At 68.2% G+C, this 14,313-nt stretch carries 11 protein-coding genes; 9 read left to right on the top strand and 2 right to left on the bottom strand.

Annotated elements, in window-relative coordinates; genetic code table 11:
• Positions 1-24 precede the first annotated feature (24 nt).
• Positions 25-2,073, bottom strand: coding sequence for a M13 family metallopeptidase (locus NX774_RS08705; protein WP_258821783.1), 2,049 nt, complete (start codon positions 2,071-2,073; stop codon positions 25-27).
• Between the two features lie 195 nt (positions 2,074-2,268).
• Between NX774_RS08705 and NX774_RS08700 the strand changes: the two genes are divergently transcribed.
• The 3 genes from NX774_RS08700 to NX774_RS08690 all read left to right on the top strand — a co-directional run bounded on the left by NX774_RS08700 (position 2,269) and on the right by NX774_RS08690 (position 6,020).
• Positions 2,269-2,715, top strand: coding sequence for an acyl-CoA thioesterase (locus NX774_RS08700; protein WP_258821781.1), 447 nt, complete (start codon positions 2,269-2,271; stop codon positions 2,713-2,715).
• 69 nt (positions 2,716-2,784) lie between these two features.
• Positions 2,785-5,247, top strand: a complete 2,463-nt coding sequence (locus tag NX774_RS08695; RefSeq protein ID WP_258821780.1) for a flavin-containing monooxygenase — start codon at positions 2,785-2,787, stop codon at positions 5,245-5,247.
• Positions 5,244-6,020, top strand: a complete 777-nt coding sequence (locus tag NX774_RS08690; RefSeq protein WP_258821779.1) for an SDR family oxidoreductase — start codon at positions 5,244-5,246, stop codon at positions 6,018-6,020. Before NX774_RS08695 ends, NX774_RS08690 begins: the two co-directional genes overlap by 4 nt.
• A gap of 42 nt (positions 6,021-6,062) precedes the next feature.
• Here NX774_RS08690 and NX774_RS08685 read toward each other — a convergent pair whose 3' ends face one another.
• Positions 6,063-6,752, bottom strand: a complete 690-nt coding sequence (locus NX774_RS08685) for a lipid-binding SYLF domain-containing protein (RefSeq protein ID WP_258821778.1) — start codon at positions 6,750-6,752, stop codon at positions 6,063-6,065.
• 370 nt (positions 6,753-7,122) lie between these two features.
• On the opposite strand from NX774_RS08685, the gene NX774_RS08680 reads away from it, so the two are divergent.
• The 6 genes from NX774_RS08680 to tssG all read left to right on the top strand — a co-directional run bounded on the left by NX774_RS08680 (position 7,123) and on the right by tssG (position 14,279).
• Positions 7,123-9,354, top strand: a complete 2,232-nt coding sequence (locus NX774_RS08680) for a sensor histidine kinase (protein WP_258821777.1) — start codon at positions 7,123-7,125, stop codon at positions 9,352-9,354.
• Positions 9,347-10,000 (top strand): response regulator transcription factor, encoded by a 654-nt coding sequence (locus tag NX774_RS08675; protein WP_258821776.1) that lies wholly within the window; start codon positions 9,347-9,349, stop codon positions 9,998-10,000. Before NX774_RS08680 ends, NX774_RS08675 begins: the two co-directional genes overlap by 8 nt.
• 75 nt (positions 10,001-10,075) lie before the next feature.
• On the top strand, positions 10,076-10,453 hold the full coding sequence (locus NX774_RS08670; RefSeq protein ID WP_258821775.1) for a response regulator transcription factor: 378 nt from the start codon (positions 10,076-10,078) through the stop codon (positions 10,451-10,453).
• Positions 10,454-10,537: 84 nt separating this feature from the next.
• Positions 10,538-11,287, top strand: coding sequence for an aquaporin Z (gene aqpZ, locus NX774_RS08665; protein WP_258821774.1), 750 nt, complete (start codon positions 10,538-10,540; stop codon positions 11,285-11,287).
• Between the two features lie 149 nt (positions 11,288-11,436).
• Positions 11,437-13,269 (top strand): type VI secretion system baseplate subunit TssF, encoded by a 1,833-nt coding sequence (gene tssF / locus NX774_RS08660; protein WP_258821773.1) that lies wholly within the window; start codon positions 11,437-11,439, stop codon positions 13,267-13,269.
• A complete protein-coding gene (tssG, locus tag NX774_RS08655; RefSeq protein ID WP_258821772.1) occupies positions 13,233-14,279 on the top strand; it encodes a type VI secretion system baseplate subunit TssG in 1,047 nt (348 codons plus the stop codon). The genes tssF and tssG overlap by 37 nt, the downstream gene beginning before the upstream one ends.
• The last annotated feature ends 34 nt before the right edge of the window (positions 14,280-14,313 follow it).

Raw genomic sequence — 14,313 nt, 5'->3', positions numbered from 1 at the left:
TAAGCGTATCACAGGGCCGCCGGACTACCACACCCGGCACTGCTGCGCGGCCGGGCGCACCATCTTCGCATTGGCCTTGCAGCTGAAGGCGCGGCTGAACGCGGGCAGGTTCGACAGCGGGGCGTTGACCCGGTAAGCGGTCGGTGCGTGGCTATCGGACTCGACCACCTTGTGCAGGAAATCGGTGGTGTTTGCGGTGCACCAGTTCTGCGCGAACCGATAGAAGAATCGCTGGGCCGGCGAGGTGCCGCTGGCGTCGCGGCGGTACAGTTTGGCCTCGCCCAGCCTTGCCTGCAGCGCTTCGAAGGCCAGGCGCACGCCGCCGTAATCGGCCACGTTTTCGTGGTACTGGCGCTCGCCCTTCATCTTCACGCCGGGCAGCGGCTCGTGCGCGTTGGCCTGGTCGATCACGCATTGGCCCTGCTTTTCCTCGGCCTTGATGTCGGCGTCGCTCCACAGTTCCTGGTCGCGCCCATCGGCGCCGTACATATGCAGGTCGGCGACGTGAACGAACTCGTGCGCAAAGACCGAGCCGAAGATGGCGTAGTTCAGTTCGGGCGCGGCGTTGGCGTCAAAGCGCGGCGAACCGAGGTAGGCCGCGGTCATGATGATCGAGTTCGACAGCGCGTCCGGAAAGCCGTTGGGGACGACCAGGCGCGCCGCCGCCATGCCGTCGCCCACCCACGGGCTCACGATCATGTCCCAGGCAGTCAGGGAGTGTTCCTTGCCCACCCGCGCCCAGGTGCGACGCTGTTCGTAGGTGCGCGCCGCCAGCACGTTGGACAGGAAGCCTGACGCGTCCAGCGGATAGCTGCCGACTTCCGGCCATTGGTCCGGGAAGCCGATTTTCAGGTCGGTCCTGGCCAGCTTGTCCGCGGTCGCTTTCCTTCCCTCGGGCGAGAGCCATTGCGCGTCGGCCACCGCTGCCACGATGCGTTCCTTGATGTCGGAGGCGATCTTCTGCGCCGCGTCGCGCGCCTTCCAGCCCAGCACGCGGGTGGCGTATTGGCGCGAGAACTCGACCCCCATCGCGCGCACGGTGGCGTCGCGGCACTGGCCGACAGGGTTGCCCAGCTGGACGCGCAGCGACGGACTGAGGTCGCCGAAGGCCGCGTTGTAGGGCGACGGCAGTTCGCCGCGCAGCGAGAACAGGAACGACCAGCGGATGAAGGCACGCAGCTCGGCTGGCGTGCGGGAAGACAGCTCCTTTTCCACCGCCTGCACATAGGCGGGCGACGTCAGGTTGACGACACCGTTTGGCGGGGTACCGGCCAGCTCGAAAAAGTGGGCCCAGTCGATCGACGGCGCCAGTTGCGCCAGCTGGGCAAGCGTGCGCGGGTTTTCGGCCGCGTCCGCGTCGTAGCGGTTGCCCAGGTGTTTGCGCAGGGCCGCCACCATCGATGCCACCACTGCCGCGTCGCGCTTGGCGTCCTCTTGTGCCATGCCGGCGGCGGTGAAGGTGCGCTCCACGACCTGCTGGTTCCCGAAGAGGTAAGGGTTGTTGATCTCGCCGCGGTAGCGGTCCCACTGCTTGCGGTCCGGCTGTCCGCTGTACTCGAAGAATGGCTGCACGCCGATGGCGTTCAACTCCAGCAGCAGGGCCTGGATCTGGGCGGGCGACTGCGCGGCATCGATCCGGGCCAGCCACTGCTTGACGATCGCGCCATCGGACGCATTGCCGGACAGGCAGGAGGAGTAGAAGGTCTTCAGCCGTGCAAGCTCGGGGTCGCCCGACACGTCCTGGGCAAACAGGGTCTCGAAACTGTGCTCGAGATTTGCCTCGAACTGCTGGCTGATCATATGGATCGTCGGGTGCGCCGCGTCCGTCTTTGCAGTGGCAATGAAGCCGCCGCAGGCCCGCAGGTAGAAGTCATCGCATGCATCGACCGCGTTATCCATTGCCGCCAGCGAGATGACGTTGCCGGTCGCCGGCGCGGTCTTCTTGCGCTCCTGCGCGTGCGTCTTCTTGTGCGTGGCGGACGGCGCGGCGGCGTTGGCCTGCGCGCATGCGGCGCTTGCCAGGGCCAGGACAATGCCGGCGACGGCACGGGCGGATCGGTGCTGCTTTTGCATGTCGTTGTTTTCCTTCTCTCGGACGCGAAAGTGCGATCAATGGTTATCGGCGCGTCAATACCATACATTAAAATGTGAGCCAGTGGGACATCTGCATGCCACATTCTCGGGCACATTTGCGATGCGGGGCATTCGCGCTTATCCTGCGAGCGGTGCCGCCGGGCGGCGCGCATTTGCGTATCGAAGGAGCTGCATGTGAACTGGGACTATCCCGACCCCCACACCTATGCCGTGGCCGCGACGGCTGCCGACATCGATGGCCTGAACCACACCAACAACGCGGTCTATGTGAAGTGGTGCGAACAGGCGGCGTGGGCGCATTCCGAGGCGCTTGGCCTGTGCCTGGCCGATTATCACCGGCTCGACCGCGCCATGGCGATCCGCCGCAGCGAGTACGACTACCTGCTGCCCACGTTCGCCGGCGAAACCCTCCTGATCGGCACCTGGCTTGTCGCCAGCGACGGCAAGACGCGCATGCAGCGCCGCTTCCAGGTGGTGCGCCTGGCCGATGGCGCGACCGTGCTGCGCGGCTGCTGGGACCTGGTCTGCATCCAGCTGGGCACCGGCCGGGTTAGCCGCATGCCGGAAGAATTCAAGTCGGTCTACCTGCCGGCCGTCCAGGGCGAGCAAAGCGCAACATAGACAAAAAAGTAAGTTTTGCGGTTATGATTGGTTGTTGTCACCCCGCTCAGTTCATTGGAAGGTGGTCCGATGTCAGCAACCAGTTCATTGCCGGTCACGTTCAAGGCCATCATCGTCGGCGCCGGCTTTGGCGGCATCGGCATGGCGATTGCGCTGAAAAAGGCGGGGCTGGACAGCTTCGTCATCCTGGAAAAGTCGCAGGATGTGGGCGGCGTCTGGCGCGACAACGCCTATCCTGGCGCGGCCTGCGATGTTCCCTCGCATCTGTATTCGTTCTCGTTCGAGCCCAATCCCGACTGGTCGCGCGTGTTCGCGACCCAGCCCGAAATCCACCGCTACCTGCAGCGCTGCACCGATAAATATGGCTTGCGCTCGCACCTGCGGCTTGGGGCGGAAGTGCGGCAGGCCGACTATGACGAGGCGCAGGCGCTGTGGCGCGTCACGCTGGCCGACGGCACGCGCCTGCGCGCCAGCATTCTCGTCACCGCCACCGGCCAGCTAAGCCGGCCGGTCGTGCCGCGGATCGAGGGCATCGAGCGTTTCGCGGGCCCCGCCTTCCATTCGGCGCGCTGGGATCATGACGCTGCGCTGGAAGGCAAGCGGGTTGCCGTGATCGGCACCGGCGCGTCGGCCATCCAGTTCGTGCCGGCGCTTGCGGACAAGGTCGGCCAGCTCACGGTGTTCCAGCGCTCCGCCGCCTACATCATCCCGCGCGGCGACCGTGCCTATCGTGGCTGGGAGCAAGCGATGTTCCGGCGCCTGCCGTGGACCATGCGCCTGCACCGCGCTGCCATCTATCTCAAGTACGAATCCAGGGCGCTCGCGTTCACGCGCATGAAGCCCTTGCTGTCGCTGGCGGTGGGCCTGCCGTTTCGCCGGCTGCTGGCGCGCCACGTGCCCGATGCCGCGCTGCGCGCAAGGCTGGTGCCGGATTATCCGATCGGCTGCAAGCGCATCCTGCTGTCGAACGACTATCTGGCCGCGATGGCCAAACCGAACGTGGAACTGGTCACCGAGTCGATCAGGCGCATTACGCCAGGCGGGATCGAGACCGCGGACGGACGCCACCATGCGGCCGACGCGATCGTCTATGGCACCGGCTTTGCCGCGACCGAGTTCCTGGCGCCGATGCGCGTCACGGGGCGCGGCGGGCTGGACCTGCACGACGCGTGGAAAGAAGGCGCTGCCGCTTACCTCGGCATGACCGTGCCGGGCTTCCCGAACTTCTTCATGCTCTATGGTCCGAACACGAACCTGGGGCACAACTCGATCCTGTATATGCTCGAGAGCCAGATCGCGCACGTCATGCGCTGCCTCGATGCGGCCGAACGCGCGGGCGGGCAGGCGGTCGAGGTTGAACACGCGCGCTACAGCGATTTCAATAGCGGCATCCAGCGGCGCCTGGCGAAGTCGGTATGGGCCGGCTGCCGCAGCTGGTATGTGGACGCGGCAGGGCACAACAGCACCAACTGGCCGGGCTTTACGCTGTCGTATCGCTGGCTGGCAAAACGCTCCGGACTGCAGGCCTACCGTTTCAGCCGGCCGCTCGAGGGCAGTGCCGACAGGGCGGTGATCATGCCGCCCCAGGGCCGGGTCGAACGGCTGAACGCGGGCATGGTGCGGCTGCTGCTGCGTACCTGCTTCCGGCCGCTGGTGGGGCCGCCGTGGAGCGCGCGTTGGCAGCGCCTGGCCGTTGCACTGCTGTCGCCGCTGATGCCCGGCGTGCGGGGCGTGGCGCGCCTGCGCCGCACCGTCGGCACGGTCCCCGTCGAGGTCGTGACGCCAAATGGTGCGGCGGGCGAGGGCGCCATGCTGTACCTGCACGGCGGCGCTTTTTGCCTCGGCACGCCCGGCACCCACCGCAGCGTGACGACGCGGCTGGCGCGCCAGGCGCACATGCCCGTCTGGGTGCCGGACTATCGGCTGGCGCCCGAGCACCCGTATCCCGCCGGGCTGGACGATGCGCTGGCCTGCTACGACGCGATGATCGCGCAAGGACTGGCTGCGAGCCGGATCGTGATCGCCGGCGACTCCGCGGGCGGCGCGCTGGCGCTGGCGCTGGCGCTTACGCTCAAGGCGCGCGGCGAACCGATGCCGGCCGCGCTGGTGCTGGTCTCGCCGCTCACCGACCCGTCCGCGAGCGGCAGTTCGCTGATCCTCAAGCGTGCCGAGGACCCGATGGTGCGCCAGGGCTGGCTTGAACAGGGGCTCGGCTGGTACGCCTGCCCGCGTTCGGCCATGCCGCACCATCCGCTCGAGACCGACTTGCGAGGGCTGCCGCCGATGCTGGTGCAGGTTGGCGACCAGGAGATCCTGCTGTCGGACTCTACCCGGCTGGCCGAACACGCGGCGGCTTGCGGTGTGCCGTGCCGGCTCGAAGTGCATGCCGGCCGCTGGCACGTGTTCCATCTGTCGGCCTTCTATCTCCAGTCCGCAGTCGCCGCGCTGGGCAGGATGGCCGACTTCGCGCGCGACTGTGTGCTGCGCGTGCCCGAACGTGACGGGATGCGTGCAATCGGAGGGCAGCAATGAGCATGGATCGCCAGTGCGTATTCATCACCGGCGCGGCAGCGGGCATCGGCCGTGCGACGGCCCGCCTTTTCAGCCAGCGCGGCTGGTTTGTCGGCATTGCGGACATCGACGCGCCCGCGCTGGCTCAGCTTGCACAGGAATTGGGTCCATCGGCCATGCGATTCAGGCTGGACGCGACCCGCGCGGAGGAATGGAATGCCGCGCTTGGCGCCTTCTTCGACAAGACGGGGCGGCTCGACCTGCTCGTCAATAACGCGGGCATCCTGATCTCCGGGCCATTCGAGTCGAACGCGCTGGCGCGGCACGATGCGCTGGTGGACGTGAACATCAAGGGCGTGATCCATGGCTGTCATTGCGCGCAGCCGTTCCTGGCCAGGACGCCGGGCGCGCGGGTGGTCAATTTGTCGTCCTCCGCCGCGATCTATGGGCAGGCGGCGCTGGCGACCTATTCGGCCACCAAGTTTGCCGTGCGCGGGCTCACCGAGGCGCTCAACATCGAATGGCAGGACCAGGGCATCCGCGTCATGGACGTGATGCCGCTGTTCGTGCAGACCGCCATGGTCAAGGACATGGACGCGGCAAGCATCCGGCGGCTTGGCGTACGGCTCACGCCCGAGGACGTGGCGAACGTGATCTGGAAGGCGGCCCATTACCGCGGCAGCCCGGGCAAGGTGCACTGGCCGGTGGGTTTTCGGGCGAAGCTGTTTCATGCGCTGAACGGCGCCGGGCCGGACCGGCTGGCCAGGTTCATCGCACGCATGATTGCAAAGTGAGCCGGCGCGGGCAGTTGGCGCTGCCCACGCATTCGAGGTGTGTTACTTGACCGGCGGCGTATGTACCCCGGCCGAGGCTACATCGCCCAGTTTGCGGCCGTACGGGTTGGTCACGCTGTGCTCGATCAGGATGTCCACCGGCGTCACCGTGCGCCCGTAGAAGGCGTGGTTGCGCCCGTCGTCGATCGTGATGACGGTGCCGTCCAGGTTGATCCCGCCGTACAGGCCCTTGGTGCGGGTGAAGGTGACGATATCGGACGTGATCGGCGCCGCGGCGCCCGCGCCAACCGGGCCGGCCGCAATGCTGACGTCGCCGCCGAACTTGAACGAGGTGGACAGCAGTGAATTGAGCGCCTTGTCCGTCATCACCAGCGCCACCATCTCCGCCTTTTGCGCGCCAGCCTGCAGGCCCAGGCTGCCGGAGCCCATGTGGTAGAAAGCCGGACCGTTCCAGCCGCTGCCGGTGCGGCTGCGCGCGATCACCAGCAGCGGTCCGCCCGATCCGCCGACCACAAAGCCAGCCTGGTAGATTGCCGGGCTCACCATGACCGCCTTGGCTTCATGGACGTGGGTTTGTAGCCAGCTCATCTGCGGATCGCGCATGAAGTCCGCCAGCGTCTTCTCCGCGTCATCCACCCGCGCGTGGGTGTCTTCTTGCGTGGGCGTGGACTTGCAGCCTGCAACCAGCAGCGCAACCCAGGCCAGCAGCAGCACCGATGTGCGTGCAAACAATGTGGGCATCATGACCTCGCAGCGTAACAAGTTAAGAACCCGTCAGGGACTGCCTGCAGAATAGGCGAGGCGAAGCACGCTGGATATTGGACCTTCGGCCACTTTGCCGGTGCGACGGCCCGCATCCCGGACGGCCGCTGCCGTGATCACAAGCGCGCCAGATGGTTCCCGCTTCTGTCGGCTGAGCGCGCATCCCCTTTGCGGAAGCTCAAAGCGTGCAAGCGTTCGGCTGATCGCCCGTCGGCAGCCGCCTAGAATCGACGCAGATTCGTGCGACCGATACCACGGCCAAGTCCGTATCGTATTGCCGCAGGTGACAAGCATCCCGTTTGAGGCGCCGCCCGGGCAGGGCAGGCCGAAGGAAGGTTTCATGGAGTTCAGTTCCGCCCAGCCAGAGGGCGCGATCGGCAAGGCTTCACTACGCAGCTGGACGCCAGCGCTTTGGAGTGCCGCATGCTACTGGGTGGCCGCGCAGCTCGCCTCGATGCTGGCGAATGCGCCCGTGCCGCTGCCACATTTCCGGCCGGGCGGCGCGGTCCTGATGGCGGCGATGCTGCTCAACCCGGCACGGGCCTGGTTCAGCATCCTGCTCGCGGCACTGCCGGTGTCGCTGCTCGTGCAATGGCACCACGGCCTGCCGCTGGCCCTGGCCTGGTTCAGCGGGGACGCCAGTGTCGCGGTCCTCGGTGCTGCGGGAGCGCTGTGGCTGCTGCGCGGGCCGCCGCGGTTCGACCTGCTGCGCCACGTGCTCGTGTTCGCGTGTTGGTGCGCCTTCGCTGCGCCAGCCCTGGCCGCGCTGCCGGAGGCGGCCATGCTGTCCGCGGCCGGCACGGGCCCACCGTCGTTCTCGCAGGCGTGGAGCGCGCGCATGTTCGGCGGCGCGGCGGCGGTGCTGGCCATCGTGCCGCCGGCGATGGGCCTGCGCACCGGCGCGCTTGCGCGGCTGCTGCGGGACCGGCCGCAGCGCCAGTTCGAGGCGGGCCTGGCAGCCATTGCGATCGCGGTGCTCGGCGGCTGCGCGTTTGTCAGCAAGGGAGCGCCGGGCCACTTGTCGGCGCTGCTCGGCTACGCGCCGCTGCCGCTGCTGTTCTGGGTCGCGCTGCGCTTTGGCTCCCTGGGCGCCGGCCTTGCCATGTTCGTGTTCGCCGCGCTGGTCGTCGCTTCGACGGCGGCGGGCGGCGGGCCGTTCGCCAGCGATGCGATGGGCGGCGCGCCATTGCCGCTGACCCTGTTCCTGGATGCTGTTGCGGTGCCGATGCTGCTGCTGACCGCGCTGACCCAGGAGCGGCGCGGCACGCTGGCTTCGCTCAGGCACGAGCAGGAAAAGCTGGGCGTTGCGCTGGCGGCCGAGCGCAGGCGTGCCGAGCGGCTGGCGCGCGAGCGCCGCGCCCGCGCCGAGGTCGAACAGTGCGTCGCCCAGCGCACGGTGGAACTGCGGCGCGCCAACGAGGTGCTGCGCTCCGAGATCGCCGCGCGCAGGAAGGCGCTGGAAGCCGAGCGCGCCGCGGCCTCGCGCTTTTCGAACCTGTTCCGGCTGGGCCCGGACGCGATGGCGCTTGGCGCCTCGGCCGACGGAGCGCTGGTGGACGTGAACGACCGCTGGCAGCAACTGTTCGGCTATGGCCGCGACGAGGTGATCGGCCGCAGTCCCGGCCAGCTTGGCCTGTACGCCGGCCCCGACGACAGCGCAAAGGTGCAGGCCTGCTTTGGCGGGCAGGGCGCCACCCGCGACCTTGAGCTGCGCATGCGCGACCGCCAGGGGCGCGAGCTGCAGGTGCTCATGTCCGGGGTCTCTATCGGCGCGGGCAGCGAGTGCTGCTTCCTGGCGATCATTCGCGATGTGACGGGGCAGCGGCGGGCCGAGGCCGAACTGCGGCGGCAGCGCGAGCAGCTGACCCACCTGAGCCGCGTGGTGGTGCTGGGCGAGCTGTCCGGCGCGCTGGCGCACGAACTGAACCAGCCGCTGGCCGCCATCCTGGCCAACGCGCAGGCGGGCCGGCGCTTCCTGTCGCAGCCGTGCCCGGACATGGGCGAGATCCACGACATCCTGGACGACATCGTGGAAGAGGACAAGCGCGCCGGCGAGGTGATCCGCCGGCTGCGCGCACTGTTCAAGAAGGAAGAAACGGTGAAGAAGCCGCTCGCCGTTGCGGACCTGGTGCGCGACACGCTCCAGCTCACGCACGGCAACCTGGTCGAGCGCAATGTCGCCGTGGAGTTCGCGCCCGGGCCGCCGCTGATGGTGCGGGGCGACCGCATCCAGCTGCAGCAGGTGCTGCTGAACCTGGTGGTGAACGCCTGCGACGCCATGCGCCTGGCTCCGCCCGCGCGGCGCCGCATCTGCATCGCCAACGCGCTGCGGGCGGACGGGCAGGTGACGCTGACCGTGGCCGACAGCGGCCCCGGCATCGCGCCGGACATGATCGGCAAGGTGTTCGATCCCTTCTTTACCACCAAGGCCGAAGGGCTCGGTTTCGGCCTGTCGATCTGCCGCGCGATCATCAGCCAGCATGGCGGGACGATCGAGGCCAGGAACCTGGCGCAGGGCGGCTGTGCGTTCTGCATCAGCCTGCCCGTCTATTTTGGGGACAACTATGAGTGACGAAAAAACCGTGTACCTGGTGGACGACGACCCGGGCGTGCTCAAGTCGCTGGGGCGGCTGCTGCAATCGGATGGGCTGGCGGTACGCGCCTTCCAGTCGGCCGGCGAGTTCCTTGCGCAGCACGACCCCGCGCTGGCCGGCTGCATCGTGCTCGACATGCGGCTGCCGGACCTGGGCGGGCTGGCGCTGCAGCAGGCGCTGCTGGCGTCCGGCTGCGAGCGCCCGGTCGTGTTCATGACCGGCTTTGGCGACGTGGCCGACAGCGTGCAGGCGATGAAGGCTGGCGCCGTCGATTTCCTGACCAAGCCGTGCGACGACGACGAGTTGCTGCGCGCCGTCCATGGCGCCATCGCGCGGGACGAGGAGCGGCGCCGCGTATCCGACGAACTGCAGCGCATCCGCGGCCGCATGGCCTTGCTCACGCCGCGCGAACACGAGGTGATGCAGCAGGTGGTGGACGGGCGCATGAACAAGCAGATTGCGGCCGACCTGGGGGTGGCCGAAAAGACGATCAAGGTGCACCGCGCCCGCGCCATGGTCAAGATGGGCGCATCGTCGCTGGCGGACCTGGTGCGCAAGACCTTCGAGCTGGAAGTGGGCGCGGTGGTGGAGGGCCACGACAGGCCAGGGCGGCGCCAGCACTGAAGGCTGTCCCGGCGCGCCAACCGATTGGACCAACGTGCAATCGCCATTTGCGTTCCCGTCCCTTATAAGACCGCAATGGACACCCATGCAGTCAAGGTGGCGGTGGTTGACGACGAGGCCTCGGTGCGCAAGGCGCTGGCCCGGTTGCTGCGCGCCGCCGGCTACCAGCCGCTGACCTACGCCAGCGGCGCCGACTTCCTCGACGCGCTGGGGCGCGAGCGTTTCGCCTGCCTGGTCCTGGACCTGCAGATGCCCGGCATGTCGGGCCTGGATGTGCAGGCCTGGCCGCTGTTCCGGCAGGCCGGGGTGCCTGCCATCGTCATCAGCGCGCGCGACGAGCGCGAGGCGCGCGAGACCTGCATGGCCGCCGGCGCCTTTGCCTACCTGACCAAGCCGGTGGACGACCGCGAGCTGCTCGCAGCGGTGCAGGCAGCCAGCGCCAAGGCACGCTAGGACCAACGTCCAATCGACGCCTGCGCGACTGACACCGACAATCGGTGTTTGGTTGTCGTTGGCATACCTGTTGGGGAGGACGCAATGTTCATTAAACTGCTGGCCGAATTCATCGGCACCTTCTGGCTTGTCCTCGGGGGCTGCGGCAGCGCCGTGCTGGCTGCCAGGTTTCCCGAGGTCGGCATCGGCCTCACCGGCGTGGCGCTGGCGTTCGGCCTGACCGTGCTGACCGGCGTGTACGCGCTCGGTCCCATTTCTGGCGGCCACTTCAACCCGGCGGTGTCGGTCGGGCTGTGGGCCGGCGGGCGTTTTCCGGGCAAGCAGCTGGCGCCCTACATCGTGGTGCAGGTGGTGGGCGCGGTGGCCGCGGCCGGCATCGTGTACCTGATCGCGAGCGGCCAGCCCGGCTTCGACCTGCAGGCGTCGGGGCTCGCGGCCAACGGCTACGCGGCGCACTCGCCTGGCGGTTATTCGCTGGAGTCGGCGTTCCTGTGCGAGGTGGTGATGACGTTCATGTTCGTGCTGGTGATCCTTGGCGCGACGCATACGCGGGCGCCGGTCGGGTTTGCCGGCATTGCGGTGGGGCTGGCGCTTACGCTGGTGCACCTGATCAGCATCCCGGTGACGAATACGTCGGTCAACCCGGCGCGCAGCACCGGGCCGGCGCTGTTCGTGGGCGGCTGGGCGGTGATGCAACTGTGGATGTTTTGGGTGGCGCCACTCATCGGCGGGACGCTGGCCGGGGTGCTGTACAAGGCGGCGTTCCAGCGCGAGGTGCGCGAGCCGGCAGTCACCGGCGGGCTGGAGCCGGGTGTCGCCGGTGCGCGGCCGTGAGCCGTGGCCAGCCAGGCTTTTGTTGAACGCGTGGGCGGGAAACCCGCCCACTCTACGTGTATCAAGCAAATTGACAGCGGTCAACGTGGAGGGCAGGGCGGCGTGGGAGCATCGGACCTGGTCATCAGCAATCTGGGGCGGAGCGGCCGATGGACGAGCTTTTGCGCTATTTCGAAGAGGAGCTGGGCCTGTTCGGCCAGTATGCCCGTGAGTTTCGCAACCGCTTCCCCAAGCCTGCCAGCGACCTGCACATTGCCGGCGACACCTACGAAGACCCCAGCGTCGCGCGGCTGATCCAGTCGGTGGCGCTGCTCAGTGCGCGCGTCAGGAAGCGGCTGGACGACGACTACCCCAAGTTCACCGAGGCGCTGCTGGAAAGCCTGTACCCGCACTACTTGCGGCCGATGCCTTCGTACTCAGTCGCGCAGGTGACCGCGGGCGAGGCGGGGCAACTGGCCACGCTGGCACGCGGCACCGCATTGCGTTCAAACGCGGTCGAGCACACCATCTGCCAGTTCCGCACGGTGTATGACGTCACGCTGGGCGCGCTGGCGGTGGTGCACGCCGGTTTTTCGTCGATGGTGAACGCGCCGCGCTCACTGCGCCTGCCGCGCGGCGTCAGTGGCTGCATCAGCATCACGATCGCTTGCACCAACCCGGCGTCGCACATTACGCGGGATTGCGCCGGCACGCTGCGCCTGTTCGTGGACGGCGAACCCTCGCTGCGCGCGGCGCTCATCGATGCGCTGTTCATGCGTACCGCTTGCGCGTACCTGCAGCCGGAGCCGGGCGGGAGCTGGACCCGGCTCGAGCGCGTGCCGCTGCGCCTTGCCGGCTTTGCCGACGACGACGCGATGATCCCGTCGCCGGCACGCTCGCACCCGGCATTCCGGCTGCTCGCCGAGTACTTTGCCTATCCCGAAAAATTCAACTTCATCGACCTGCAGCTTGCCGAGTTGCTGCCGCTGCTGCCGGCCCGCTGCCAGCGCTTCACGCTGCACTTGGCGCTGTCCGGCGTGCCTGCCGACTCGGCGGGCGCGCGCCTGCTCGCGCCGCTGGCGCACAAGAACCTGCTGCCCGGCTGCACCCCGGTCATCAACCTGTTCGACAAGGCGGGCGTGCCGGTGCAGCTGTCGCACACGAGCGCCGACTACGCGCTGGTCGCGGACGTGGCGCACGCCGGCGCATACGAAATCTACAGCGTAGACCAGGTGCGCCTGGTGCGCGAGGGCGCGGGCGGCGGCCGCGTGACGGAATTCAGCCCACTGTATGCGGTGCGCCACGACACGGCACAAGCCTCGCCGCGCAACTACTGGCTGACCCGGCGCGATGATGCCATTGCCGCGGTCAGCCCGGGTCACGAGCTGCGCGTCTCGCTGATCGACGCCGAGTTCAGCCCGACGGCCGCCGCCGGCGCCACGCTGTCCACCGAACTGACCTGCACCAATCGCGACCTGCCATCGCAGCTGCGCTACGGCCATCCGGAAGGCGATTTGCGCGCCGACGGGCTGGCCGGCGCCTATCCGATCCGTATGCTGCGCCGGCCCACGCCCAGCTACCGCTTCGCCAGCGGGAACGGGGCACACTGGCGGCTGGTCACGCACCTGGCGCTGAACCACGCGCAGCTTACGAATGCCGGGCTGGGCGACTTCCAGAAAATGCTCGCGCTGTACGACCTGGTGCGCACGCCGATCTCGCAGCGGCAGGTCAACGGCATCGTCGGGCTCGAGCACGGTGCGGTGCGGGCGTGGGTGAAGACCTTGCCCGCGTCCACGCTCATGCCGGGCATCGCGATCCGCATGACGGTAGACGAGGAAGCTTTTGTTGGCAGCAGCCTGTACGTGTTCGCGCAGGTGATGGACAGGTTCTTCGCGCTCAATGCGCAACTCAACTGCTTCACCCAGCTCACGCTGGTGTCGGAACAGACCGGACAGGAGATCATCGCATGCCCGCCGCGCACGGCCGAGAACACGAGAGCGTGATCGAGCGCCTGCTGCGCGAGCCGGAGCAGTTCGGCTTTTTCCAGGCGGTGCGGCTGGCGCTCCTGTGGTATGCGCAGCAGGGCGTGCCGGCCGGGCAGGCGCTCGAGCGCCACCTGCGTTTCCGGAACAGCGTGTCGCTCGGCTTTCCGGCAAGTGAAATCGAAGCCGTGGCGCTGCAGCGCGGCGAGCACGAGTCCAGCGGCCAGTTGCACATCACGCCCACCTTCATGGGCATGCTGGGCACGCACGGGGCCTTGCCCGCGCACTTCACCGAACGTGTCGTGGCGTGGCAGTCGGGCCAGCAGGACGAGGCGCCGCGCGCCTTCCTCGATTTGCTGTCGAACCGCATGCTTGCGTTGTTCTACGAGAGCTGGCGCAAGTACCGGGTCGAGCATGCCGAGCGTGACGGCTTCGAGCCCCTGCTGCTTGCGCTGGCGGGCTTTTACCCCGGCAGCGCGCTGCAGAACACGGACGGGCTGTGCGACGACGCGGTGGCGTACTACGCCGGACTGATCCAGCAGCGGCCGCTGTCATCCAGGGTGCTGGCGCGCATCCTGTCGAGCTACCTCGGCGTGCCGCTGGCGGTCGAGGAAATGGCCGACTACTGGGACGTGATGGCGCCAGGCGAGCAGACCTGCCTTGGCCTGGCCAATGCGGCGCTGGGCGACACGGCCGTGGCGGGGGCGCGCAGCTGGCGGCCCGACCTGCATGTGCGGGTTCGGATCGGCCCGCTGGACCGCGCGGCCTACGAGCGCTTCCTTCCCGGCCGGGCAGGCGCGGTCGCGCTCGAAAAGGTGCTGGGCCTGTTCGGCGTGCCCACGCTGGTGTACACGGTCGCGCTGGTGCTGCGGGCCGGCGAGGCGCGGCCGGTACAGCTGGGCGGCAGCAAGCGGACACGCCTGGGCCTGGACAGTTTCATGCTCGACGAGCCTGCGCCCGCCGACCGCACCGACATGCGCTACCAGCTGCGCCCGCTGCGTCCCTTGCGCCCGCTTGGCGAGGGGGCTTGACCTTCCTACGATGGAAGGCTTTATCCTGTGCCTA

Source organism: Massilia agilis (assembly GCF_024756255.1).
Classification (GTDB): domain Bacteria; phylum Pseudomonadota; class Gammaproteobacteria; order Burkholderiales; family Burkholderiaceae_D; genus Telluria; species Telluria agilis.
The sequence above is the reverse complement of the archived record's forward strand: the minus strand, read 5'-3'. Positions and strand labels throughout refer to the sequence as shown.